Source organism: Streptomyces sp. NPDC036813 (assembly GCF_055609245.1).
Genome location: NZ_JBVJPV010000034.1, coordinates 1 through 25,003 on the forward strand (window position 1 = coordinate 1; position 25,003 = coordinate 25,003).

The following is a 25,003-nucleotide window of genomic DNA, read 5'->3' on the forward strand; positions in this document are numbered from 1 at the left end:
GCATCGCCCGCCTGCACAACCTCACCCTCACCGGATGACAGGCAAACGAGCAGGTCAGCCTGCATGCCTCAGATCATTTACGGGACAACCTCTAGTCAGTACCGAATGGCAGGCTGCCCTGCTCTGAGGTGTCATGAGAGAGATGGCTTGGAACCAGCACTCCAGGGGGCTTCGCCGTATCGCGCAGCGGGGCGCCGCGCGACGGACTCGACGACGTCAAAGTCATCTGGCCCCAACGGTCCCCGACCGAGGAAACCGGGTCGGGCTGCTGATAGCCAGCCTGCCCGGCCTCGCGGCCTTACTCGCACTGCTTTTCACCTGGATGCAAATTACGCAGACCAACGCAGAAATCACACTCGGCGAGCAAGGGCAAATCACCAATCGGTTCAACGCCGCGATACACAATCTCGGCTCGACGTCCCTAGACGTTCGACTTGGCGGAATATATGCACTGGGGCGGATCATGAACGACTCCGCCCGCGACGAACCCACCGTCGTCCAAGTGTTGTCCGCGTATCTCCGCCAACACGCCACCCGCCCACCGGGCAGCAGCAATGCCGCCGCCCAGCCGAGCGATACTATTTCCTCACCCCGAGCCGACATTCAAGGGGCTATGACCATTCTCGGAACCCGCCGCAGCTACGACCCCGACAAAGGCCTGCCGTTAGACCTCAGCCACACCGATTTGCGCGGTGTGCAACTTGCCGGAGATTCACGGCAGCTTCACTTCAGCGGAGCTGTTTTCGAAGGCGCAGACCTCAGCGGAGCCTCATTCTACAAATTGGACCTGTCGAGTGCATCGCTAACGAAGGTCAACCTCTCGGACGCAGAGCTGTCTGGGTCGCGGCTCGATGATGCGTTTCTAACAGGCGCAAACCTCACAAACACCGACCTCACTGAGTCGCGACTTTATCGAGCAGACCTCACCGGAGCGAATCTATCAGAAACGATCTTTTGTACCGAGGTGTCGGATGAGAGCAAATTCCTCGACCAATTCTGCGCCGACTTGACCGGAGTGCACCTGGACGACGCAAACCTGAACGGCGCCGGTCTTGATGACGTGAATCTCGACGACGCCAAATTCTGCCCCGACCCCACCTCCCCCATCCAACTTGGAAACAGCTGCGCGCGTATGACTGGTGCGTCCTTCCGGCACGCCAAGCTCAGAGGCGCCTACCTGTCCGGGGCGAAGCTGAGAGGTGCTGACCTGACCGGCGCCGACCTCACTGGAGCAGATCTCCATAATGCAGACCTGCGGGGCGCCCGGATTCATGGCGCGACGTTCCGCGGAGCGAAGTTGACCGGGGTAAAAGGGATGACGCCATCAGAGGGTTGACTCCTGGGCGCGCACTATGCACGCGCGACGATCGCTGATGCCGTCGCCGTACTGGGGAGGCGCAGGAAGGCAACCAGGAGGCATTCCGAGACCTTGGCGAGTACTTCCCGGAGTACGAAGGGCTGGTGATGCAGACCGATCACGCCCGCTATCTCGAACTCGCCACTCCGGCTCCATCAGGGTGACACCGAAGTCTGCGTGGTGAGGTGCCCCAAAGAGGGCTGGCAGTCGAACAGCGTGAAGTCGTAGTGATCGTCGACGCCCTCAAGAGCCCGGGCTAAGAGCCCGCGCGAGCCGATTACGGCGGCCTCGGAGATGCGGTTCTCCAGGTCGAACCGGCTGGGAATGATGTCGATCTGATCGGCATAGACACCCTCCCACCCGCAGAAGACGATCGCGTCGGCTGCGCAGCCGACCTCCCCGGATTTCACGACCTCGGAGATCGTGACGAGTGGCTATTCCTTGCGGTAGGAGCGACCCATCCTGCGGGAGACGTTCGCCTGCGGGTCGACGTCGACCACCAGCACTTTGCGCCCCATTTCGGCGAGTGCGGCCGCCACCATCTCCACCCATCCGGTCTTGCCGACACCACCCTTGTTACTGCCGGCGGCGACGCGCTTGCTTCTACGCTCGTCGCGCAGCGCCGACATCGCGGTGCGCGCGTTCTGGAAGATCCCCCGACTGCGTTTCCTCGGCGATGTTGCCGGAGGCCTCGACCTGCTCGGCGAGGGCGGCCTCGTGCTCGTAGAGGATCCGCATGGGCGCCTTCTCGCGCGGGTCGGACAGCCAGCGCATCACGTCGCGGACGGTGCCGCCGTCGTAGTAGGCGGCGCGGAACAGGCCGACGAGGAGGTCCTGGGCGGACTGGTGCCAGAACGGGTCGGCCTGCTCGCTGCTGATCTGGGTGACGAAGTGAGAGGCGAGGCGTTCGGCGCCCTCGAGTGTCTCGGCCTGGGCGACCATGTCCCACCACATGTCGCGCTCGACCTGGGCGACGCTCTGGGTGTCGAGCACCCAGGTCTGCCCGGCGCGGGAGCGGGACTGGTAGGTGGCGGCGTAGACGTCGGGCTTGTTGGAGGTCAGCAGCAGGCTGGCCGGGGCCTCCTCGGCGATGGGGATGGCCAGCGACGTGGACTTGCCGGCGCGGGGCGCCATGATCGCAAGGTAGGTGTCCTCGTCGTTGCCGCGCAGCTCCACGCCGCTGGGCAGGTGGTCGCCGAGCAGCACCCCGCGGTCGGCGGGCTTCAACTCCCCAGGCTTGGCGTCCTTCAGGGAGGCGCGCAGCCGGGTCGCAGTGCGGGCCGCAGCCCTGGGGGTGAGGTCGCGCAGCTGGTTCAGGGTGGCGAGGTCGCTCGGGTTGCGGAACCAGCGCATCGCGAGGCGGATGCCCCAGACGACCAGGACGACGACGGCGAGGTCGGCGAGGGTGGCGCCGACGGCGGAGGCGGTCTGGGAGTGCGGCCACACCGCCGCCCAGTCGGTGGTCATGCGGTAGACGGTCAGCGGGGAGGCGGGTGCCGCGTCGTCTCCGGTGAGGACGGCTCCGCCCGCAGACACCAGCTTCGACGGCGACCGGGAGCACCCCTGCTCGCATGCGATCGCGTGGTCAACCTGCCCCAGATTGCTCCGTATTCGTAACCTCATCAGGCCACAAGCGCCTCACAGCCCCCTTATCCTGACCATAAGCTTTACAGATTCTTACGGGGGACTTACTCGATGGCGAACCCGCACGCGCCTGCCGTCTCTATCGTCATACCGGTGTACAACGCCTTGCCCTACCTGCGGCAAACCCTGGCATCGGTGGCCGGGCAGAGCATCGGTGTGGACGTCCTCGAGGTCATCGCCGTCGACGACGGCAGCACGGACGGCAGCGGTGAGTTCCTCGACGCCTGGGCCAAGGAGCAGTCCTGGCCGGTGACAGTCATTCACCAGGAAGCTTCCGGCGGACCGAGCGGCCCTCGCAACGTCGGGCTCGACCACGCGAGCGGGCGTTACGTGTTCTTCCTGGACGGCGACGACTGCCTGGGCCCTGAGGCCCTGGAACGGCTGGTCGCCTTGGCGGAGAAGAACGACGCCGACACGGTCCTGGGCAAGCTGGTGGGCGTGGGCCGGGCGATCCGCCCGGAGGTCCGTGAGGTGTTCGCGAAGAACGTCGACCGCGCCGACCCGGCGACCGTCTACTACACGTTGATGCCGTTCAACCTGTTCCGGCGCAGCGTGATCGAGGAGCACCGGATCCGCTTTCCCGAGCACGTGCGGATCAGCGAGGACCAGTACTTCGTCGCCCGCGCCTATCTGCACAGCCGGGTCATATCGATCCTCGCCGACTATGACTGCTACTACCTCGTGGGGCGCGGCGACAAGGGCAACATCACGCACGGCGGGCTCGACTACCCGACCATGGTCGCCCAGGCCGCGGAGATGGTCGAGCTCGTCAAGGAGATGACGGAGCCGGGCAGTCTGCGCGACCGGATGGTGGCCCGGCACGTCAAGGCCGAGCTGCTGCGGCGCTTCGATCGCCGTTTCCTCGCCGCCGACGAGGAGGGCCGCAAAGACCTGGCCGCGCTGGCGGCGCCGTACGCCAGAGAGTGGGTCACCCCGGGTGTGCGGGGCGAACTGGACGTCGCTGAGCGGCTGCGGGCGTACTGTCTGGGCGAAGGGCTCCTCGGCGAGCTTGTCCGGGTCGTGGAGTGGGATGTGGCCGGCAGACCGGGCAAGGCGCGGATCCGGGACGGCCGGCTGTACGCGCCGGCGCCGTTCCCCGAGGAGTCCTCGGCCGTGTATGCGGAGCTGTGCGACATCACCGACGTGGCGCTGGGTGTCAGTCCCCGGCGCCGGGTGGACCGGATCACCTGGCAGGGCAGCGTCGTCGAGCTGTCCGGGTACGCCTACATCGATCAGGTCGACACCGATGACCTCACCACTGAAGTGGTGCTGCGCCATCGCGAGACGAAGGTCGAGTACGCGGTCACGGCGAGGCCCCAGTCCTCGCCGTATCTGACGGTAAGTCGGGGCAAGGAGACGTACGACTACGGCCTCGCCGGCTTCCGCGCCAACATCGATCTCGTCTCCGCCGCCGGCGGGCGCCCTCTGGACGCCGGTGTCTGGGAGATTTCCCTGCGCTGCACGGCACACGGTGTGTTCGCCAAGGGTGGTCTGGGCAAAGCGCTGGGGCCCGAGGTGCCCCAGCACGCCGAACAGCACACGAACGCCCTTGAGCCTGAGGGCGGCCGGGGACACACCGTCAGCATCGGCCCCGACAAGGGACAGCTCGTCCTACGCATCCAGCCGGTACCCGCACCGCCGCCGAAACCGTCCCGGCTGGCGAAGCTGGCGCATCGCGTGACGGGCGTGCCGAAGCAGCGCAGCGGATGAGCCCGGCCCCACGGGCCGGCCTCCCCCACTAGACCTGACCAAACAGCACCGTGTCGGCGCCCGACAGGGTGCCGGACTCTCACCATGCATACGCCTGCGTCGGCCGCAATGCGCTGCGGTGCAACGCCTTCTGGAGACAATAGTGAATACAGCCGCGCCCGACAGGGCGGCCGACCCGGCTCTGCCCGCGATATCCCGGCCTGCCGGTCCCCGTTCGACGGGCAAGAGGATCAGCGTCCTGCTGCGGCCCTGGTGGCCAGCGACCGGTGAGGTGCTTGTCGCTCTGGTAACCGCCCTCGGCTTCACGTACTGGGGGCTGACGGTCGCCAACGACCCGATCACGCGGGTCGGTCAGGTCAGCGGGCTGTCGAACCTGCAGTTCCGTCTGGCGCTGCTGGTGCTGGTCGTCGTCGCCGCCGTCGGATGGGCGACCGTGCGGGGTAGCGAGCGGACGCGGGCCACGGCCACCCGGCTGGGCGCGGCGGCGGTCGCCGGGCTGAGCACCGGGTTCCTGGGCGCCGGGCAGGTCTTCGCACTGCGCGGCACCCCGTGGCCGATCAACGGCCCCTACGGCGACAACAACCGCGTCCTCGGCTGGGCCGAACAGATCCTGCACACCGGCTCGATGGACGCCTTCTACCCGCCAGCCGTGCCCTACATCCTCGGGTACGCGGCGAAGGCCGGCATCCTCGGCGGGCAGCCCGCCTTCGGGCTGAAGTGGCTGTTCATCGCGTTCGTCGCACTGACCGGACCGGCGGCCTACCTGGCCTGGCGGTCGTGTCTGTCCCCGCTGCCCGCCCTCGCCGTGGGCCTGCTGCCCGCCCTCCAGCAGACCCTGCCGCACAAGCCGTACAGCCCGTTCGTGCTCGTCGTCCTGGTGCCGCTGATCGCCAAGCTGCTGATGTGGCTGCGGGCCTCGCCCCACTTCTCCATCCGCGGCCTGGTGGCGCGGGGCGGATTCCTCGGCGTGCTGTTCGGCCTGCTCTTCCTCATCTACTCCGGCTGGCACCTGTGGTCCCTGCCCGGCGCGCTCGTCGCCGTCCTGCTCTGCTTCCCCTGGCGCAACCAGCCCGCCCGCGCCCTGCTCTTCCTCGGCAGCACCCTCACCGGCTTCCTGCTGGTGGCCGGCGTCTATCTGCGGGTGCTGCTCGGCGCCACCAGCACCCGCGACCAGTGGTGTTCCGGATACACCCTGACCGAGCCCGCCTACATCGGCACCACGCCGCTGACCAGCCGCGCCTGGGACGAACCGGGAGAGTACCCGGGCTTCGGCGAATTCGCCGGGCTGCACATGTACGCCGTGCTCGCTCTCATCGGTCTCGGGGTCGCCGTCGCCATCGGGTTGCGGCATGTAGTGGTCATCGCGCCGCTCGCCTGCTTCGGCAGCGCCTGGCTGATCCGCTTCTGGCTCGCCGGGCACATGGAGGCCGACCAGCAGGTCCAGCTCTTCCCCCGCACCATGATGCAGATCCAGGTGACGCTCACCGCCCTCGCCGTCCTGGCCTGCGTCCTCGCCGTACGCAAACTCGCCCCGCACGTCAACGTCCCCAAGCCGGGCGCACAGCGCAGCTTCACCGCCGTCGGCGCACTCCTCGCCCTCGCACTGGCCGGCGGGATGATCGGCTCCTTCTTCAGCAACCAGTACCTGCCGACCGTGCCCGGTGAGAAGCTCGCCGGGACCCTCGCCTGGCAGGCCCACCAGTTCCGCAAGCCCGACGGGGCATGCCCGTAGTACGCCAACCACGGCAAGTGCCACGACTACCCCAAACGCACCGTCATCCAGGACGCCGCGCCCGTCGACAAGATGGTCTGCGAGTACCCCTGGCGCAAGGAAACCGCCGACGGCTCGATCAAGCTGCTGCTCAGCCAGCCCTGACGCCTCCGCGTGGAAGGCCCGGGATACCCGAACGGTCCCGGGCCTTCCAGCTTCCCCGGGCCCCTGGTGCCGCCCACGGTGGATCTGGCACCCGCCGACCCCTGACCACGTCACGCGGACTACTGCCCGTATGAAAAAGACCGATCTGTTCTTTGCGTCTCGGAGTGTGCCGACCAATGGCGATGAGCCTCGGCCATGACGGACCAGCGGTTGAGATCCTTGCCGATGCCGGCCACCAGGGCCTCGGCGCCCAAACCGGCGAACGCGTGGGGAGACCGCCGCACCTCAAGTTCAAGAAGGACGCCCCGCACTGGCACGAGGAGATGTACGAGCGACAACGCAAGGCACACTCCTCGCCACGCATACGGGTGAAGCACGACATCGCCCACCTGAAGAACTGGCGATCCCTGACCCCGCCACCTCGGCCGGCGCGAGCACATGAGCGACATCGTCCAGGCCATCACCGGCCTGCTTTCCATCAGCAGACCACGGACCTGATCCCCAGACAGCAAACGTGAAACACCGAGGGCCGCCTCAATCCTCGACGTCTCACCGCCTACCGTGTACGAGCTCGTCAGACTTGTCCCGCAACATCGGGCGCGTCCGTAGCGCCGGTTGTCCTGCGACGCGTACCTCTTCCCGCTGGCGCCGACAGGAAGCTACGTGGCGCAGCGGCATGGGAGGCACTCAGTCCAGAGCAGCGATCACTGCCTCCCACACCCTCAGCCCTGCCTCCTGGATTCGCTGGTGCATGTCCCCTTCGTACAGCCAGGCGCAAGCCTCGATCGCTGGAGAGAGTTCTGCGAGGATCAACGCGGCACGCTTGGGTACGTGGGTTGCGCCCCTCCATGCCGTCCCGCACCGATCGATCTCCTCCTGCAGCTGAAGGAGTGCCTGCTCATCGAACCCCTCGTTCATACGCAAGGGGGTAACGAAACGATCCGCCGCCTCCTCCAGACGGCTGACCAGGTCTGTCTCCATGGGCGCCTCCGTCTGGGGCGGTTCGCAGCACGGTGGGACGGTCTTCTCGTGGCTGGTGTGATCATTCCAACCGGTCGGCCGGATGGGAACAGGTCAGGGCTCTGGGATGAAGGCGGGGTCGATGCCCATCCCGGCGATGCCCTCGCGCACGGCACCGTCGAACCGGTTGATCTCTGCTACGAGAACGTCCCAAGCGACGGCTGAGGTCGAGAAGGCCGGCGCGAAGATGGAACCGACCCGCCAGCCCTCACCGGAGTAGGTGAATTCGTCGCAGCTGGCCTTGTCGGTGGCGCTGATATCGGTGACCGGTGTGGTGTCGGGGTGTCCCCTGGCGGCCGCCCAGCCGTCCGGGCCGTGACTGCTCACGTGCGCCTGGCGCGCCCAGCAGCGCCGGCATGGCGTGCCCAGGCCGCGCGAGGCGGGTGCGCCCTGACCTCGGGCGGCGGTGCCAACCAGCCGTCCGGAGTCGCGGCCCCGCGCCGGTTGATCGTCGCGGCTCGGGGTAGCGAAGCGGTATGGCCACCGAGAACACCTCCGCCCCCGCAATCGGCCGGCTCGAGCCTGAGATCGACGTCCCGTCCCTCGCCGCGGTCCTCGACGGTGAGTACGCCGAGATCCGGGACCTCGTCCGGACGAATCTGGTCACCCATGCCGCCGTCCTCGACGAGGCCGACACGCTCGGCATCGACGCGTTCCGCGAGAGGGTTCGCGACGTCGTCGTCCAGCTGGCCGCGACGGGTCAGACCGGTATGGGTTTCCCCGCCCCCTACGGCGGCGGGGACGACGTCGGCGCCTCGATCGCCGCCTTCGAGACCTTGGCGTTCGGCGACCTCTCCGTCCTCGTGAAGGTCGGCGTCCAGTTCGGGCTCTTCGGCGGAGCCATCCTGCATCTCGGCACCGACCACCACCACAAGACGTACCTGCCCCGCCTCGTCACCGGAGAGCTGATGGGCTGCTTCGCCATGACCGAGGCGGGTCACGGTTCCAACGTCCAGGCGCTTGGCACCATCGCCCGCTACGACCCCGAGAACCGGGAGTTCGTCCTCACCACCCCCGACGAGCAGGCCCGCAAGGACTACATAGGCAACGCCGCCCGCCACGCCGAACTCGCCGTCGTCTTCGCCCAGCTGGAGGTGGAGGGCCGCTCCGAGGGCGTCCACGCCTTCGTCGTCCCCCTCCGGGCGGACGGCCACATCCTGCCCGGTGTCTCCATCGAGGACGACGGCCGGAAGATGGGCCTCAACGGCGTCGACAACGGCCGCATCCGCTTCGACGGTGTACGCGTCCCCCGCGAGGCGCTCCTTGACCGCTTCGCCCGGGTCACTCCCGAAGGTACCTATGAGAGCAGCATCGAGAACCCGGACCGGCGGTTCTTCACCATGCTCGGCACCCTCGTGCAGGGCCGGGTCAGCGTCGCCGGAGCCGGCGTCAGCGTCGCCAAGGTCGCACTAGCCGTCGCCATTAAGTACGCGGACCGGCGGCGCCAGTTCAAGGCATCCCCGGACACCGCGGAACAGGTACTCCTCGACTACGGCCTCCACCAGCGCCGGCTGCTCCCCCTCCTCGCGCGCACCTACGCGCTGCACTTCGCCCAGGACGTCGTACGAGCCCAGTTGCACGAAGTCTTCTCCGGCGTCGAAAACGCCCCGCAGGCACGGCGCCGCCTCGAATCGCGGGCCGCCGGCATCAAGGCGCTCGCCACCTGGCACGCCACCCGCGTCGTCCAGGAGTGCCGCGAGGCGTGCGGCGGCGCCGGCTACCTCGCTGTGAACCGCTTCGCCGCCCTCAAAAACGACAGCGACGTCTTCACCACCTTCGAGGGCGACAACCACGTTCTCCTCCAGCTCGTGGCCAAGGGCCTGCTCACCGACCACGCCAGCGAGTTCGAGGACCTCGACCAGCTCGGCATGGTCCGCTACGTCACCGGCCTCGCCGTCGAGACCGTCATCGAGCGGACCTCAGCGCACAAGCTTCTCGAACGCGTCCGCGACCTGCTGCCAGGCGGTGATACGTGGGACCGGGAAGCCGGACTCCTCGACTCGGAGTACCAGCTCGCCATGGTCCGCTTCCGCGAGGAGCACATGCTCGCCGGCCTCGCCCGCCGCATCAAGCACGGCATGGGCCGGCAGGACGAACCCGGCGCGGTCTTCTCTCAGGTCCAGGACCACGTGATCGCCCTTGCCCGGGCCCACGTCGAACGGCTGGTCACGGAAGCCTTCGTCGACAAGGTGCGCGCACTTCCCGAAGGTAGCGAGAAGGCTGCCCTTGGGCTGCTGTGTGACCTGTTCGCGCTCTCGACCATCGAAGCCGACCGCGCCTGGTTCATGGAACACGGTCGGCTGACCGTCCAGAGGTCCAAGGCGATCAGCCGCGAGGTGAACGACCTCTGCCGCAAGGTGCGCCCCTTCGCCGTCGACCTCGTCGACGCCTGGGGCATCCCGGCCCCCATGCTGCGGTCACCGGAGCTCGTCGGCCCCACCGGCTGAGGTGCCCTCCACCCGGCCGTGGGATGCACCCGGCGCGCTCTCGCTCTCACCGCTAGCTTCTACTCGCAGGGTTTCGGGGACTTGCCGTCCTGGTCATCAGCCACCTGCTTGCCGTCGGCAGGGGTGCGCGTTTCGTCGACGTCGGGCACGAGATCTCCGTTCCCCTCGTTGTCAGGCCTTCGCTCCGCGGATGCGTCCGCCGACAGGACGTGCCGTCGCGGCGTCGGGTGTAGTGCGCGGGCGCGCTGCATTCACGTGTCGAGCGTGGTGAGGGATGACCGCGCTGGAGCGGTGTCGGCGTCGTTGCGGTGTTTTTCGCGGTCGCTGCGGGTGGCACCGATGGATGCCAGGGCCACGGCGGTGATGCCGAGCCACTGCGGCACGGTGAGGTGCTGGTTCAGCAGGAGAAGTCCGATCAGCGCGCCGATGGCGGGTTCGAGGCTCGTGAGTACGCCGAAGACCCGCGGGGAGAGCCTGCGCAGTGCCTCGAGCTGGAAGGAGTAGGGCAGGACACTGGAGAGGACCGCCACGGCGGCGGCCAGGGCCAGGGTGGCGGGGGCGAACAACCGGGTCCCCGCCTGGGCGAGACCGTAGGGCAGGCTGAGCAGGGCGCCCCAGGTCACCGCCAGGGCGAGGCCGCGGCCGTCGGGAACGCGGTCGGCGAGGCGTTTGCCGACCAGGATGTAGCCGCCCCAGCAGCAGCCGGCCAGGGCGGCGAACCCCAGCCCTTCGGCGTTGAGGTGAGAGCCTGAGGCGCTGAGCAGCACCACGCCCGCGGCGGCGAGACAGGCCCACAGCAGGTCGGCTGCGCGGCGGGACCCGACTGCGGCGATGAGGAAGGGCCCGGTGAACTCCACCGTGGTGGCGGCACCCAACGGGAGGCGGTCAACGGCCTCGTAGTAGCTGAGGTGGTGTACGGCGAGGAGCGTTCCGGCGCTGATGAGCACGGCCCAGCTGGTCCTGTCCCATCGCAGTCCTGGGCGCCATATGGCGATCAGCACGGCGGCGGCGATGAGGAGCCGCAGGGTCACCACTCCGGCGGGTCCTACGACCGGGTAGAGGCGGGTGGTCAGTGCGGCACCGCCCTGCAGTCCGACGACCCCGCCGATGACGAGTCCGGGGGCCGGGACGGCCCCCAGCCCGCGGCCGATCCATGCCGCCACGCTGCCGGGATGACTGGTCTGCTGAGTGATCTTCGCTCTCCTTCGAACCGGGTACGGCGGGGTGTGGGGTGGCGGGGGCAGCGGGGCCGGGACAGGCCGGTGGAGTTTGCGGTGAGTTGTCAGTCCGGCTTGGCCCGCAACGTGTCACGCAGGGCGAGCAGTTGGCTGGTGAGCTCCGGGACGCTGTCGGTGGGGTGCTTCGCGGAGGTGTCCAGCAGGTGGGCGGCGAGCGCGGAGGCGGCTCGTCGGCCGAAGTGGATCTGGCCGGAGGGGGTGACGACAACGCCGTCGAGCTCGGCCATGCGCTGCTGCCAGGCGATTGCCTCCTTTCTCGTGATGCCGGGCGGCAGGTCGAGAGTGATCTGCTGATTGCGGATGCGGACCGGATAGCCGCCGGGGAGCCCGAGCGGGCCGGGCAGATCGGCGTACGCTTCGGTGCCGGCGGCCAGCCGGGCCAGGAAGAGCGCCGCGGTGTGCCCGGTGACGGCGTTCAGCTCTTCCCGACCGCAGGCGCGGTGCGCGGCGAGCAGTCTGCCCACGTCATGCACCGGCTGGTCGTCCAGCCACGCCCGGAGCTCGTCACGTGGATCGGCCGGTGCGTACAGATGGCTGTGGTGCGCGAGCACCCTGAGTCGTACCCCGGGACGCGGCCGCAGCACGGCGTGAAGTGCGGCGGCCAGAGTTGCCACGTTGCCGACCCCGCACGCCACCGGGATCCCTTCGGCGTGGAGCACGGGGTTGACCGCATCCGGATAGCAGGCGTTGACGAACACCGCCGGGACGCCGGCGCGCTGAATGGCGCGGGCCACCTCGCGCGCCAGGACGGCGTGGAGCGGCAGCGCCAGCCCGAAGCCCGCCTCGGAGAGGAGGCGGGTCCAGGCGGACGGCGCGTGGGCCGCTTCCCACGGCGACTGCACCGAGGCGCAGTTGACCACGACCCGCGGAGCGATGCGTTGTAGCAGCCACGCCGTCTGATGCCGGTCGGAGGCGTCGAGCGCGGTGGCACGGAACCGTGTGGCACGCGAGGAGGCGGCCGCACGCGCGTTGGCGATGCACGCGATCTCCTGCGCCGCGGTTTCGTTCCGGGCCAGCACTGTCACCGTTGCGGGGGCCGGATCGGCGACGGCCAGGGAGTAGCAGATGCTGCGGGCCAGCGAGCCACCGCCGACCACTGCGATGTCCCGGTCCGGTGCGGTGTCGGTCACGGTGTGGGCCGGTGCGCGATCTGGATGCGCCGCAGGTGCCGCCCGATGTCGGTGAACGCGTTGCGGGCGTGCAGCATCCGCCAGTTGTCGAAGACGAGCATGTCGCGGCGCTCGTACTGGACGGCCACGTGATGGTGTTCGAAGTACTCCTTGGCATCGGCGAGCAGCGGTCCGATGCGTTCCTCGTCGCCGCATACCAGATTGTTGAAGGAGTAGCGCACGATGGTTCCGTCCGGGTGGTCCTCGATCACGGGGTGTTCCGGGTGCAGGTCCAGGCCCAGGTGGCGCATCGCGTCGGTGGTCTCCCATGCGAAGACGCGTTCGCGCAGGTAGGCGCGGTCCCCTTCGGTGAGGGTCTCGGTCCAGGCGCGTGCGTCGGCGAGCGTGGTTTCGCCTCCCGCACCGGTGTTGGGCGTCTCGCACCACAGCGCGAGGTACCGCGGGGGCAGCCCCTCGAAGTCGTATCCTTCGGAGTGCGGGTAGAGGGGCTTGGTGTTCCCCGCGTGGTAGAACTCCTCCATTCCCGGCTCCGGGGTGACATCGCCGACGAGCACACCCGTGTACTGCGGGACGAAGTCGCCCAGGCGCTTGCAGAAGGCCACCGGGTCGAAGGTGTCAGGGACGTTGCACATGAACACGTAGCCGTGGCGTTCCATGAGGCTGTGGAAGCTCTTCCACAGTAGGTCGTCCGCCAGCGGCGCGCCGTTGAAGTCGGTCAGGGACAGCAGACTGTCGGGCTGCCTGGTCACGGTCCTTACCTTTCCAGTTCTCAAGGGGAGGGCCAGGGGTCCAGCCAAAGGATGTGCGGCGCGATCAGCGGCCGTCGGCGGCGCGTACGGCCTCTTCGATGTGCGCCGTCAGCTCCCCGACGCCGGTCGCCGTGAGACGGTGGCCGGCGGGCAGCGGGCAGTAGTCCTGGTCGCTGTAGCTGCCGGAACCGTGAATGAGCACGTCCTCGCCGGCCGGGAGCAGGCCGCGATCGGCAGCGTTGAGCGTTCCGGTCACCGCCATCACCAGCGACCACTCCCGCAGCCTGCGCGGGTCTGCGGGCAGTGCGACGTCGGCGTCGCGGAGGAGGGCCCGCACCTCCCCGTCGGGCGCGCGCTGACCCCGTCCCAACGCACGCCCGCTCCAGGGGGACCTGGAAAGGGCTCAATCGCTCTGAGGCGCAGTCTTCGATTCTTCGTGAGTGCGGGGCCGTTTCGACTCGTCCTCTTCGGCGGCCAGGTCGGCTTCGTCCAAAGCGCCACTGCTCCACGCGACGGGCGGTGTCGGTGCCGTGATCGTCTGCGGTTCGTCGGAACCCGGGCGGACGCTCGGCTGGGATCCCGGTGCGTGGGATGTCTGCGCTTCATCATCGGAGTTCGTCATGGAGTCTGTGTTCCCGTCGTTCTCAATCCAATCCCCCCATCGCTCTCCGGCACCCGGATCACCGACAGCAGCACCTCGAGCAGCAGACACAGCAGCGCCCCGGACCCAAGCGGATCCGAGGCGCTGCTGTGTGACCAGGCTTCGACGTACCGCGACGATCGTGATCGTCCTCAAGGCGGTGACGTAGTAGATCATGCGGACTCCGTCGACCTCGTCCGCGTAGTCGCGCAGCAGGGCGCCGGGGCACCTCGGTGCCGAGCTCCGGGTTGACGCTGATGGCGACGATCGCCCGGTCCAGGCGGTGCGTCTCGGACGCGGTGAGCTTGGCGAGTTGGGTGAGCGCAGGCTCCACCATGACGACCTGGGAGCGGCGCGCACCGTGCTCAGGCGACACGGGGCTGCTCGGCGGCGAGGCGGGCGAGGTGGGCTTCGTGGGCGGTCTCCCACGGGACGCCGGACTCGGGCGAGGGGTAGCCGTTGGCGGCGATGTCCTCCAGGGCCGAGGCGAGGATGTCGACCTTCGCGCGCTGGTCGGCCGCGTACGCACGGACCGATTCGGCGGCAGGATCATCGAGGGACTGGCGGCCGGGCGCGGGGGACGACGAGCCTATGTCCGAGGTCAACACGGTTCCGAAGCCGAAGAATAAGCGCACCACGGCGTCCTTGTCGCTGCTGATCAGCTGCGCGCTGGACCCCCGCCCGGCCGGCCTGGCATACGCACTGCGAGTCCTTGGCCAGTCATACGCCGAACACCCCACCTACCAGCAGGAATGGCGCCCATGGCTCCTCAAAGAGACAGTCCCTGGGCGACACGGCACCGGATCGCACCAAAAGCCATCGATTTACCTGATAGTGAAGAAAGTGTGCATAACGCTAAACTCCCGCAACCTACAACGTGGGGAGGGCCCGGGCATGCGGCGGTGGGCCGAGTTCGTTCTGAGGCATCGCAAGGCGGTAGTGGCGTTCTGGGGACTGGTGCTCGTCGCCGGCATCCTCCTGGCCGGCCGGACGACGAACCGGCTGACGATCGACTTCTCCCTGCCCGGCCAGCCCGGCACGGTGACGGCCCACCGCATCGAGCGCGCCTTCGGCAGCGGCGGTGACACGAACCCCTATCTGGTCTCGGTCACACTCCCCGCGGGAGAGACGGTCACCGGTCACGAGCAGGACGTCGGGCGGGCGTTCGCAGCCGCCGGCACAGCCGCCCCCGGCCTACGGGTGATCGACGAGGCGAACACCGGGGACAAGGCGTTCCGAACGAAGGACGACCGCACGGCCTACGCCCTGGTCTTCTACCGCTTCAACCCGTCACCCAGCCAGAGGCTGCTCACCGATCCCATCCGGTCGGCGGCGCAGCACGCCGTGCCGGCGGGGTCAGCGGTCGGCGTGACGGGGGAGGACGTGCTGGCCTCCGGCGGCAACAACGGAGGTGGCCCGGGCGTCCTCGGGGAGACACTTCTCGGCGCCGTCGGCGCTCTGGCCGTACTCGCCTTCGTGTTCGCATCCTTTTTGGCCCTGCTGCCGCTGGTGGTGGCCGCGGTGTCGATCCTCGCGACCTTTGTGATGCTGTTGCCGCTCACCTACGCGACGGATGTGTCGTTCATCGTGCAGTTCCTGGTCGCCCTCATCGGCCTGGGCGTGGCGATCGACTACTCGCTGCTGTTCGTCACCCGCTGGCGCGAGGAGCGCGACCACGGCCGGGACAATCACGACGCGGTCGTCGTCGCGATGGAACACGCCGGGCACGCCGTGCTGTTCAGCGGCGTCACCGTCGCGATCGGCCTGCTGGCGCTGGTGGTCCTGCCGGTCCCGTTCATGCGGAGCATGGGCTACGGCGGAGCCCTGATCCCCCTGGCGAGCGTGCTGACGACGCTCTCGCTCACCCCGGCGATCCTGGGCGGCATCGGACCGAGAGTCGACTGGCCGAAGATCCGGCACGAGAACCGGGCCAGCCGCTTCTGGACCCGGTGGACCACTGCTGTGGTACGACGCCGCTGGATCGCCGCCGCGACCGCGCTGGCCGCACTCTTCGCACTGACCGGAGTCTTCCTCGGCGTCAAGATCGGTCTCGCCTCATCCGAGTCACTGGCCAAGAACGGCCCGGCCTACGAGACCCTGCAGACCCTGGAGCGCGGCGGTGTGCCAACCGGCGCCCTGACGCCCATGGAGGTCCTGGTCCGCACCGACCAGGCCCGCACGGCCGCCGCCAAGTTCGCCGGCATCGACGGTGTGAGCAGCGTGTTCGTGCCGTCCGGACCGGCCGGCAACCGCGCCGGGCAGAGCATCGTGGTCGTCATCCCCGACCACGAGACCGTGAACTCCAAGAGCGTCGGCGTGGTCGAACGGGTCAAGACCGCCGCGGACGGTCTGCCCGGCGTCCTCGGTGTCGCGGGCATCGGCGCGGCACAGATCGACTTCCTGCATGCCGTCTACGGCAACTTCCCGCTGATGCTCACCATCATCGCCCTGCTGACGTACGTCCTGCTCGTGCGCGCATTCCGCTCCCTGCTGCTGCCGCTCAAAGCGGTCCTGCTGAACCTGATCTCCCTGGCGGCGACCCTCGGCGTGATGGTGATCTTCTGGCAGGACGGGCACGGCTCCGACGCGGTCTTCGGCATCGCGGCCACCGGCGCGATCACTTTCTGGATCCCGCTGATGGTCTTCGCGTTCCTGTTCGGACTGTCCATGGACTACGAGGTGTTCATCCTCTCCCGCATCCGAGAGGAGTACGACACCGGCCGCTCCACCGACGCCGCCGTGATCGAGGGCCTCGGCCGCACCGGCCGGCTGGTCACCAGCGCCGCGCTGATCCTCTTCCTCGCCTTCGCCGCGCTCGCCTCCGGCCCGGGCACCGATCTGAAGACGCTGGCGACGGGTCTTGGTATCGGCATCCTCCTGGATGCGACCATCGTGCGGATGTTGCTGGTTCCGTCGCTCGTCTCGCTGTTCGGCCCGTGGAACTGGTATCTGCCCAGCCGGGTGGCCCGCCTGCTGCGGGTGGCCCCGTCGCATGCGCACCCGGAGACGGTGACGCCCGCGGCGCAGCGGCGTACGGGCTGACCGCGGCGGAGCAGTCGGCCGCCGGTAACGGCTGGCGCTGTTGCGCCCCGAAAGGACCCCTGATGACGCCAGCAAGATCACGGAGTTGCTTGCTCGCGCAGCGAGTGGCGCCCCTGAGGCCGCCGCCGCGTTCGTGCGAGCGGGAGCACGGCGACTCCACGCGGCAAAACGCGTCAGCGCCAGCGGCCGGGAGGCCGCATGGCGGATGCTCCCGGCAGCGCACCCGGAGAACGAGATCGGGGTGCTCCGCGCCGGAATGCGCGCCGACCTCGTCGTCCTGACCACGGACCGACGCACCGCGAACCCTGAACGCTTCCAGGAGGAGATCGCCGTGACCGCCACGTAGTAGCGGGCCTTCAGCAGTAAAGGCCCGTGGGGTGCGGGTAGTTGCCGGCGAAGCGGTAGGGCTGGGCCACCGGCTCCGAAGACTGCGCCAGGATGCGGCTCGGCCGGGGCATCCGGCTACGGAGCCTGTTCCTGACGGCCGCTGGCGGCCATGCGGCGACCCACCGGTATCTTCGCCGGCTCAAGCAGGCGAGTGGTTCGGTCCGGTTGGCGACCACTCTGCCGACGAGGATGTTGATCTACGACGAACGGGCGGCGGTGATACCGCTGAAGACCGAAGACACGCGCGGGGCGCGGTCCTCCTCCACGGCTCGCCGATCGTGGACCTCCTCGCCGACCTGTTCGGCGTGAACCGGCAGCCGGCGTCCCTGCTCCAGGGTTCGGAGGAGACCGAGGAGACGCTCAACTTCCTCGAACGCAAGGTCGTCCAGCTGATGGCCGCCGGCCTCCTGGAGGAAGGCATCTCCCAACAGATGGGGCTCTCGGTCCGCACCACCCGCCGGATCACGGGCAAGCCGGCCCAGCGCCTGGGCGCGAACAGCAGGTTCCGGGCGGCACGGACGCGGTGGCGCCGAGGCGGCGCTTGGCGGAGGTGGCGTTGTTGCGCGAATTCCAGCCGTAGGTGGTGGGGTTACCACCCGTACGTCCGCACCCGTGCCCATCGCGTCGACCGCGGTCTGCACCAGATGGTTCTTATAAATGGCGTGGCGGCGGCAGCAGTGGCTCCAAGCGGTCCCACGGTTCATCCGGCACGATCCACGGCGCCGCCCCCATGCCCGGCTGAGCGCTCAACTCCCGCCATCGACAAGGCCAGCAGCACCGACCCACCTCGTTGTGTCAGCCGCTGTTGACCCGCCCATTGGCGGCCTTCCTTTGCTCATCGGCCCCCGCCGGCCGACGAGCGCCTTGCCGAGGGCAAGCCCGGCGGGCACGGCGCCCACGACGAGGACCGTACGGCGTTCCTCGGGCGGAGCTGAGAGGGGGGAGGTCGCTCCCGCATGATGACGGTGTCCCATCAGCCACGGCTGGGCTGACGGGACACCTGGTGCGTGAGTGACTCAGTGGGCCGGGGCGTCGGTGACCACGACCTCCTCGATGCTGCGCTCGATCGCCTGGGGCTCGGACGCGGTCGCCTTGGCCCAGTAGTAGATGCCGAGCGAGAACACCGTGACGACCAGCATGTCCCACCACAGCGGCAGCTCACCGTTGCCGCCGAAGGTGCTCAGGTAGGAGATCACGCCGATGCCCGCCAGGTAGGGCAGCAGCCACTGCGCGGCCTTGAAGTCCAGCCGCGGCGCGTTGGGCAGGTTCTTGCGGACCGCGTACCAGGCGTACGAGCCGAGCAGCACGTAGCCGATGAGGATCGCAAAACCCAGGCGCCACAGCGTGTCCCAGCCGGACCAGAAGATGATCAGGTTGGCGACCACGAAGGACAGCGGCGCGATGATCTGGCCGGCCGGCAGCTTGTACGGACGCTCGTGGTTCGGCAGACGGTCCTTGAAGACGCCGTAGGCCAGCGGGGCGCCCGCGTACATCAGCACGCTCGCCGAGGTGATGAAGCTGACCAGCGTCTGCCAGCTCGGGAACGGCAGGAAGCAGATCACACCGGTCACGAACGAGACCGCGAGACCGAACCACGGCACACCGCGCTTGTCCGTCTTGGCGAACACCTTCGGCGCGTAGCCGTTCTTGGCGAGGCCGTAGGAGATGCGGGAGGTGGCAGTGGTGTAGATCAGGCCGGTGCCGCCGGGGGAGATGATGGCGTCGGCGTACAGCACCCAGGCCAGCCAGCCGAGGCCGACCACTGAGGCGAGACCCGCCCAGGGGCCGCTGATGCCGGCGTAGGCCAGGTTCGCCCAGCCCTTGGCGAAGGAGGCGTGCGGCAGGGCGGCGATGAACACGACTTGGAGCAGGACGTAGATCACGGCGCCGATCGCGACCGAACCGAGGGTCGCGCGCGGCAGGTCACGCTTCGGGTTGCGGCTCTCGCCGGCCAGCTGGATCGCCTGCTCGAAGCCGAGCAGGGCGAAGATGATGCCGCTGGAGCTGATCGCGGTGAGGACGCCCTTGGCGCCGAACGGCGCGAAGCCCTCGGAGGTGAAGTTGGCCGGGTGGAAGTTGCCGATCGCGATGATGAAGATTGCCGCGAGCGGCACCGCGATCTTCCACCAGGTGGCGGCGCTGTTGGTGTGTGCCAGGACGCGGACACCGAGGAAGTTGACCGCGACGAACACGGCCATCAGGAGGACCGCGACGACGATGCCGCTGGCCGTCAGCGTGCCGTTGGCGTTCTGCAGTCCGTCGGCGAAGTGCCAGTGCTTGGCATAGCCGATCATGGCCTCGACCTCGATCGGCGCCACCGTCGCGGCCTGCAGCCAGGAGAACCAGCCGAAGGACATACCGGCCAGGCCGCCGAAGGCGTAGTGCGGGTAGCGTGCGGTGCCGCCCGCCACGGGGAACATGCCGCCGAGTTCGGCGTGCACCAGGGCGAGCAGCACGATGGCCACCGCGCCGATCACCCACGAGATGATCGCGGCGGGGCCCGCAGCCACAACGGCCTTCTCGGCGCCGAACAGCCAGCCGGAGCCGATGATGGAGCCAACCGAGGCCCACATCAGACCGATGAGTCCGACGTCGCGGCGCAGACCACTACCGGTGTCGCTTGTGGCTACCGGTACAGCCTGGTCGACATTCGCCATGTCAAGTGGCCTCTCAGATTTCGTATACGCAGGAGCGAGCAAGAAGGCCACACGCTAGAGACGATTTCCGAGTGAGCAAAGACTGTTAGCCAAATCTTGACCCGGGATAGTAGGTGTCTTGAGCACACGTTCAGTCACGGCCTTGTCACAGGTCAGACGCGTATGCGAATGTCAATATTCAGCGGCGGATTGTGAGTAGAAGGAGATTCGCCAGCGCAGACGGGGAATTTCGATCGCCGGGCAACGACGGTCCATGACCATCTCCAGGCCCGCGTCCCTCACGCGCGCGTACGCGGCCTCGTCGATCACCCCAACCTGCAACAGACCGCCTTCGCGCCCTTGGCGGCGGCCTCGTCAGCGATCGCCGCCCTGCCTGCCGCCGGGTGCGGGGGGAGGTTGATTCGAAACATTCCGGGCCAGCGACTTCCATGTGCTGTCTCCTGGCGCCGCTGTGCCTGCCAGCGATCTGTCGCCGCTGCACCGGACGCTCCACAGGCGCCGGTGAAGACGCGCGAGATGGGATCGCCCGGCTTCCATCCATCGCTCGCCGCGCACCAGGCCGTCGCGCCTGCGAGCCGTGTCGACCCGTCGATCGTGGAGGTGGTGGAGCGGAGCGGCAGACCGCCGCGATGCGGGCGCTCAGCCTCCAGGCGTTCCCAGAGCCCGAGGCTGCGGCCGACGAACAGCCGGCCCCGACCGAGCAGGCCCGCACCGAGCGCCGCCGCCAGGCCGCGGCCCTGCGCGGGGCCCGTGCGGAGCGCGCGGCGAGGGAGGCCGGGACGGCGGCCGCGATCCCGCAGACGGCGCCGCTGGGCAGGACCGCATGCGAGGGGGAGAGCCCGGCTCTGGACGTGGTCGGCGCGCAGCCAGGCAAGGTCAGGCATGCTCCCCGCCGGCGCCGCGCCAGGCGCTGGGTACGAGTCCGGGCATGCGGTGCTCGACCTGGTGGACGTTCTTGCCGCACCCGGCGAAGGGACCGCTGAAGCCGCGCAGCTCGCGCAGGCAGGGGTCCAGGTGGTCGCGGTGCCACACGCTGGGCCCCGTGTAGCCGCAGGTGGCAGGGTCCGTGCGTTCCTGCCAGGCCAGCCAGCAGGCGTGCAGGCGGCCGACAGCGACGGGGTGTTCCCACCACAGGTGGCACCAGCGGGCGTCGGCCCCGGCTTGACGGAGGTCTAGTCGAGGCCCTGTGCCGCCGCGAGGAGTTCCTCGAGCGCCGCCAGTGTCAGCGTCGCCAGTTCACCGGGGGCGTCGTCCCGTGCCGGGTCGGCCCAGCGGGTGAAGCCCAGCTTGAAGGCCAGGACGCCGAGTTCGGCGGCGACTTGGGCGGTCGCCTCGGGGACGTCGCGCTGCTTCAGGGCGCCCACCATCGCGGCGGCCATGCCAATGATCTTGAGCGCATTGCGCTCCTGAAGCTCCTCGTTCGCCTCGATCGCCGCGTGCAGGAGCGGACTGAGCTCACGGTTGAACGAGGTCATCTCCCCCGAGGCGCGCTCCAGGCCCGCAGCGACGGCGGCGATCGGCGTCGCGTCCGCGGGGGCGTCGGTGATGCCTTCGACCAGGAGGCGACTGAGGGTCTTCTGCCCAGCCGACAGGATCTCCCGCTTGTCGGTGAAGTGCCGGTGGAAGGTGCTGCGGGTGAGGCCCGCGCGCTCGGCGATCTGGGCGACCGTCGTGTCGTCGTAGCCCTGTTCCGCGAACAGGCTCAGCGCCGCCACGACCAGGCGTTGCCGGGCGTCCGGCTTCCATCTCGGCATACGACCACTCTAAGTTGGCAACCGACGACAACGCCGCAGATGTGCGTGCCGGACCCCGCGACGCCGGCACCCGCGCCACCCTCGGCTGGCAGCCGACCCGACCGAGGCTCCTGAAGGACCTGGAGAAGATCCAGCCCTGAGGCACGGCCGGCTCCCTCAGTCCCCTGTGCCGTGCAAACTCGGCGGCGACCGCGCGTAGCCCTCGTAGCCAATTCCTGATACCGCTGCTCCCTCCCCCGGATGATCAGCCCTTCCACGCCGCCGACCTGCGTCCAGGACATGAGCCATTCCTGCGCCGCCGCCGGGTCGCCCGCCTCCGGACACAACATCCAAGCAGCGCGCAGATCACGGTCGGTGAAGAACTGCTTCAGGTGGACGCGGCGCTCGGCATACGGAACGTGCCGCAGCTCCTCGCCGCCGACCTGCAAGCCGCCGGACACGATCAGGCGCGCGGGCGACTCCTGCGAGAGCTGTGGGGCACGCTCCGGGGCCGACGGCCACGCGCCTGCAACCCCTCGAACCGCATCCCCTCCCCCGCCCACACGACCAGCTCACCATCGAAGATCAAGCCCTCAGACCGAGCCGGGGCCGCGTCCACCAGCTCGGGAAACCGGGCCTGGGACAGGCTGCCCCGACAGGCAAGCGGGCTCATGTGAGCTGGTGCCGCTGCGATGCCCGATGAGTAATGCCGCCATGCCGGGTCTACAGCACAGTTGAGCCAGTCTGGATCGAAACGACAGGAGGTCGAAGTGTCCGTATCAGTGCTCGACATGTCGATGTCACTCGACGGATATATCGCCGATCCGAACGATTTTCTAGGCGGCGAGGATGGCGAACGACTGCACAAGTGGGCAGGCCTTGAGGACGAGTCCGGCCCGCCGTCCGGGCCGGCCGCGCGATTCCAGGACGAATGGAACACAGCCGGTGCGGTGCTCGTGGGACGACGCACTGCCGAGCTCATGGATCACTGGGGCGGTGATCACGGTGGTCTCCCGATCTTCGTGCCCAGTCACCGCCCGCCCGGCCCCGCCGCCCGTTGGGGCTATCCGTTGGTGACCTACGTGACCGACGGGATCGAAAGCGCGATGGCACAGGCCAAGGCTGCCGCCGGGGACAAGGACGTTCAGGTGCGTGGCGCGTACACGGCGCAACGGGCGCTCGAGGCCGGAGTGCTGGACGAGGTGCAGATTCATCAGATCCCGGTGCTGCTCGGCGATGGCCGTCGCCTGTTCGACGTCTTGGCGTCGCCGATCGAGTTGGAGATCATCCGGGTCATCGACACGCCGGAGGCCACTCACATCCGCTACCGCGTCCGTCGCTGAGCTCATCGCGGACAGGTACGAACTGACGCGGCTGCTCGGCCGGGGCGGTATGGGCGGAGCAGTCCCTGCACCAGCGCGGTGCCGAACGCTCCGACCTCTACGCCCTCGGCAGCGTCCTGTTCGCCCTGCTCGCCGGGGAGCCGCCGTTCGGCGACGGCACCCCGCTTGCAGTGGTCCGCCGCAAACTCGACGAAGAGCCCGGCCGGTGACCGCGCTGCGGACCCACGTGCCGGCGGCGGCCCGGCTGCTGACGGACCTCCCCGCGATCCGGACGACCGCCCCTGCATGGCCGCTACGGCGCGCAAGCGCCTCGCCCGGCGGCGGAGACAACAAGGAGGACGCCGAGCCGTCCAAAGCCGCGGCCCCTGACCGGCCTCGGACCGGCCGCAGAGGCGTCGTGCCCCTGACGGCCTCTGCGCGGCCCGCCTTATGACGGCTGCCGTCACTTACTACGTCACAGCCGGGCACCGTGACGACCGCGCCGACGGCGCCGGATCGGCCCCAAGCCAGAGCCCAAGCCCGACGGCGACGACCCCGTTCCGGCGGATGCGGACGTGTGCGGCTACCTGGACCGCAACCAGCTACGCGGCTCCACCCAAGTGGCGGGCTGGGAGCTTCCCCGGACCGACAACGACAGCAAGAACGCAAGCCGCGGACGGGCGAACGGCAACTTGCCCTTCACACTGACCATCGAGGCACGGCTGCTCGACAGCGAAGCCGACGCGCACAAGGAGATGACCTCGATCACGCCCCGCCCCAACCCCCTTCGACCGCACCATCAACACCAGCAAGGTGCCGGAGTCCGACCTGCCGGCGGAAGAGGCGCTTCAGTCCGTGCAGGACGAGTCGAGCGACAAGTCCGGCAAGAAAGACGCGACTTTCGTTCACTTCCGGCACGACAACCTCTTCATCACCGTGTCGTACAGGGAGTCCGAGATCCCCGCGGACGAGACGGGCCGGCAGCAGTTCTGGACGAGCACAGCGGTCCAGACCGCCCGCATCCTCGACGGGTTCCTGACCGACGAGCCGGAGAACCGCGGAAAACCCGTCTGGGGCTGACCGGCGCCCGCCCGCGGGGCGGCCGCCCCGCCTCGCACGCGTCTGCGATCCTGTCCGGCATGTCCGCACGCGATCGACGGCTGCCCCGGCACCGTGCCTGGCCCCTGACGAGAACCGACGTCGCCGAGTGTCTCGGTCCGCACCTGGACCACGTCAGGCAGCTGCGGTTCCTCACCGGGAACGACAGCGGGACCATCGTCCTGGGAGCGGCCTGGGTCGCTCCGCTGCCCCGCACCTATGGCCGCGGCGTCCATCCGGACTCGGTCGGCTGCCTCGTCGACGTGCATCCGGTGGCCGCCGCGGACCGCGCCGCCACCCGCGCCGTCCTCCGCGCGCAGGCCCTCCCGCAACTGCGCGAGTGGATCGAGCGGGCGACCACCGCCGACGAGACCTGGCAACTCACCGACCACCGGCACCGCTGGCGGCTCACCGGCGGCCGGCTCACGCACGGGGAGGAGGCGTGAACAGGGTGCGGACGAGGGTCGGCGGCGACTCGGGGGCACGCGCCAGCACGGCGGTCACAACTCCCATTGGTCGGGGCCTGCGCGCAGCCACTCGATGACATCGCCGGACATGCCGAGCGAGGGAGTCCCGGGTGAGGGGCGTACTGGCAGGGCATCCCCGCAGGTGCTTGCCGAATCAGCGTGGAAGGCATGGACGCAAGGAACGAAGCACGGGAGTTCCTCATGTCCCGTCGAGCGAACCTCACTTCCGAGCAGGCCGGCCTGCCGGTCTCCGGGCACCGGAGAGTGGCAGGCCCGCGCCGCAGCGAGGTGGCGATGTCCGCGGACGTAAGCTCCGGAGTACTACGCCAAGATCGAGTGCGGCCACCTGGGCGGCGTCTCCGACGCCGTCCTGGAGTCGGTCGCCCGGGCGCTAGAGGTTGTCCCGTAACTGCTGGCCAGAGGTGAGATGATCTTGCCGTGGCTGGTGTGATCACGGCGTCGGAGCCCTCCTGGATAGGTCCGTTC

22 protein-coding genes and 4 pseudogenes are annotated in these 25,003 nt (G+C 68.9%); 11 read left to right on the plus strand and 15 right to left on the minus strand.

Going from position 1 to position 25,003, the window contains the following annotated elements:
• The first annotated feature begins 133 nt into the window (after positions 1-133).
• Positions 134-1,336: a pentapeptide repeat-containing protein gene (locus ACZ67Q_RS38740; RefSeq protein WP_471192142.1), complete on the plus strand. Its 1,203-nt coding sequence runs from the start codon at positions 134-136 to the stop codon at positions 1,334-1,336.
• Between the two features lie 176 nt (positions 1,337-1,512).
• Here the strand turns inward: ACZ67Q_RS38740 and ACZ67Q_RS38745 are convergent.
• Together ACZ67Q_RS38745 and ACZ67Q_RS38750 are read right to left on the minus strand one after the other, a co-directional pair.
• Positions 1,513-1,986: pseudogene (locus tag ACZ67Q_RS38745) on the minus strand (ParA family protein).
• Entirely contained in the window at positions 1,961-2,893 is a 933-nt protein-coding gene (locus ACZ67Q_RS38750) for a type IV secretory system conjugative DNA transfer family protein (protein ID WP_471192145.1), read from the minus strand. Before ACZ67Q_RS38750 ends, ACZ67Q_RS38745 begins: the two are co-directional and overlap by 26 nt.
• A 159-nt stretch (positions 2,894-3,052) precedes the next feature.
• Here ACZ67Q_RS38750 and ACZ67Q_RS38755 point away from each other — a divergent pair, with 159 nt between their 5' ends.
• Positions 3,053-4,711: a glycosyltransferase family 2 protein gene (locus ACZ67Q_RS38755; protein WP_471192147.1), complete on the plus strand. Its 1,659-nt coding sequence runs from the start codon at positions 3,053-3,055 to the stop codon at positions 4,709-4,711.
• Between the two features lie 271 nt (positions 4,712-4,982).
• Complete coding sequence (locus ACZ67Q_RS38760; protein ID WP_471192150.1) at positions 4,983-6,443, plus strand: hypothetical protein; 1,461 nt, start codon at positions 4,983-4,985, stop codon at positions 6,441-6,443.
• Between the two features lie 831 nt (positions 6,444-7,274).
• Here the strand turns inward: ACZ67Q_RS38760 and ACZ67Q_RS38765 are convergent.
• Together ACZ67Q_RS38765 and ACZ67Q_RS38770 are read right to left on the minus strand one after the other, a co-directional pair.
• Entirely contained in the window at positions 7,275-7,568 is a 294-nt protein-coding gene (locus ACZ67Q_RS38765; protein WP_471192153.1) for a hypothetical protein, read from the minus strand.
• Positions 7,569-7,661: 93 nt separating this feature from the next.
• Positions 7,662-7,934: a hypothetical protein gene (locus tag ACZ67Q_RS38770; RefSeq protein ID WP_471192155.1), complete on the minus strand. Its 273-nt coding sequence runs from the start codon at positions 7,932-7,934 to the stop codon at positions 7,662-7,664.
• A gap of 149 nt (positions 7,935-8,083) precedes the next feature.
• Here ACZ67Q_RS38770 and ACZ67Q_RS38775 point away from each other — a divergent pair, with 149 nt between their 5' ends.
• Positions 8,084-10,054: an acyl-CoA dehydrogenase family protein gene (locus ACZ67Q_RS38775; protein WP_471192158.1), complete on the plus strand. Its 1,971-nt coding sequence runs from the start codon at positions 8,084-8,086 to the stop codon at positions 10,052-10,054.
• A gap of 251 nt (positions 10,055-10,305) precedes the next feature.
• On the opposite strand, the gene ACZ67Q_RS38780 is transcribed toward ACZ67Q_RS38775, so the two are convergent.
• From ACZ67Q_RS38780 to ACZ67Q_RS38805, 6 genes are all read right to left on the minus strand, one after another.
• Complete coding sequence (locus tag ACZ67Q_RS38780; protein ID WP_471192161.1) at positions 10,306-11,217, minus strand: EamA family transporter; 912 nt, start codon at positions 11,215-11,217, stop codon at positions 10,306-10,308.
• A 119-nt stretch (positions 11,218-11,336) separates the two neighbouring features.
• Positions 11,337-12,422, minus strand: coding sequence for a hypothetical protein (locus tag ACZ67Q_RS38785; protein WP_471192164.1), 1,086 nt, complete (start codon positions 12,420-12,422; stop codon positions 11,337-11,339).
• Positions 12,419-13,171: a TauD/TfdA family dioxygenase gene (locus ACZ67Q_RS38790; RefSeq protein WP_471192167.1), complete on the minus strand. Its 753-nt coding sequence runs from the start codon at positions 13,169-13,171 to the stop codon at positions 12,419-12,421. Before ACZ67Q_RS38790 ends, ACZ67Q_RS38785 begins: the two co-directional genes overlap by 4 nt.
• Positions 13,172-13,235: 64 nt before the next feature.
• Positions 13,236-13,541, minus strand: coding sequence for a DUF6002 family protein (locus ACZ67Q_RS38795; protein ID WP_471192170.1), 306 nt, complete (start codon positions 13,539-13,541; stop codon positions 13,236-13,238).
• Between the two features lie 33 nt (positions 13,542-13,574).
• Entirely contained in the window at positions 13,575-13,988 is a 414-nt protein-coding gene (locus ACZ67Q_RS38800; RefSeq protein WP_471192172.1) for a hypothetical protein, read from the minus strand.
• Between the two features lie 188 nt (positions 13,989-14,176).
• Complete coding sequence (locus tag ACZ67Q_RS38805; protein WP_471192175.1) at positions 14,177-14,416, minus strand: hypothetical protein; 240 nt, start codon at positions 14,414-14,416, stop codon at positions 14,177-14,179.
• Between the two features lie 289 nt (positions 14,417-14,705).
• On the opposite strand from ACZ67Q_RS38805, the gene ACZ67Q_RS38810 reads away from it, so the two are divergent.
• Complete coding sequence (locus ACZ67Q_RS38810) at positions 14,706-16,853, plus strand: MMPL family transporter (RefSeq protein ID WP_471192178.1); 2,148 nt, start codon at positions 14,706-14,708, stop codon at positions 16,851-16,853.
• Between the two features lie 205 nt (positions 16,854-17,058).
• On the plus strand, positions 17,059-17,199 hold the full coding sequence (locus tag ACZ67Q_RS38815) for a hypothetical protein (protein WP_471192179.1): 141 nt from the start codon (positions 17,059-17,061) through the stop codon (positions 17,197-17,199).
• Positions 17,200-17,437: 238 nt separating this feature from the next.
• On the opposite strand, the gene ACZ67Q_RS38820 is transcribed toward ACZ67Q_RS38815, so the two are convergent.
• The 5 genes and pseudogenes from ACZ67Q_RS38820 to ACZ67Q_RS38840 all read right to left on the minus strand — a co-directional run bounded on the left by ACZ67Q_RS38820 (position 17,438) and on the right by ACZ67Q_RS38840 (position 21,651).
• Positions 17,438-17,668: a hypothetical protein gene (locus ACZ67Q_RS38820; protein WP_471192182.1), complete on the minus strand. Its 231-nt coding sequence runs from the start codon at positions 17,666-17,668 to the stop codon at positions 17,438-17,440.
• A 588-nt stretch (positions 17,669-18,256) separates the two neighbouring features.
• Entirely contained in the window at positions 18,257-19,897 is a 1,641-nt protein-coding gene (locus ACZ67Q_RS38825; protein ID WP_471192184.1) for an APC family permease, read from the minus strand.
• A gap of 171 nt (positions 19,898-20,068) precedes the next feature.
• Positions 20,069-20,262: pseudogene (locus ACZ67Q_RS38830) on the minus strand (CoA-binding protein); the annotation flags it as partial.
• Between the two features lie 511 nt (positions 20,263-20,773).
• Positions 20,774-21,043, minus strand: a pseudogene (locus ACZ67Q_RS38835) (DUF4913 domain-containing protein); the annotation flags it as partial.
• A 26-nt stretch (positions 21,044-21,069) separates the two neighbouring features.
• Complete coding sequence (locus tag ACZ67Q_RS38840) at positions 21,070-21,651, minus strand: TetR/AcrR family transcriptional regulator (protein WP_471192187.1); 582 nt, start codon at positions 21,649-21,651, stop codon at positions 21,070-21,072.
• Between the two features lie 14 nt (positions 21,652-21,665).
• Here ACZ67Q_RS38840 and ACZ67Q_RS38845 point away from each other — a divergent pair, with 14 nt between their 5' ends.
• The 5 genes and pseudogenes from ACZ67Q_RS38845 to ACZ67Q_RS38865 form a co-directional block, all read left to right on the plus strand.
• Positions 21,666-21,791 (plus strand): hypothetical protein, encoded by a 126-nt coding sequence (locus tag ACZ67Q_RS38845; RefSeq protein ID WP_471192190.1) that lies wholly within the window; start codon positions 21,666-21,668, stop codon positions 21,789-21,791.
• 609 nt (positions 21,792-22,400) lie between these two features.
• Complete coding sequence (locus tag ACZ67Q_RS38850) at positions 22,401-22,973, plus strand: dihydrofolate reductase family protein (protein WP_471192192.1); 573 nt, start codon at positions 22,401-22,403, stop codon at positions 22,971-22,973.
• Between the two features lie 792 nt (positions 22,974-23,765).
• On the plus strand, positions 23,766-24,032 hold the full coding sequence (locus ACZ67Q_RS38855; RefSeq protein WP_471192195.1) for a hypothetical protein: 267 nt from the start codon (positions 23,766-23,768) through the stop codon (positions 24,030-24,032).
• A gap of 59 nt (positions 24,033-24,091) precedes the next feature.
• Positions 24,092-24,496, plus strand: coding sequence for a hypothetical protein (locus tag ACZ67Q_RS38860; RefSeq protein WP_471192198.1), 405 nt, complete (start codon positions 24,092-24,094; stop codon positions 24,494-24,496).
• Between the two features lie 189 nt (positions 24,497-24,685).
• Positions 24,686-24,917: pseudogene (locus ACZ67Q_RS38865) on the plus strand (transcriptional regulator); the annotation flags it as partial.
• Positions 24,918-25,003 lie beyond the last annotated feature (86 nt).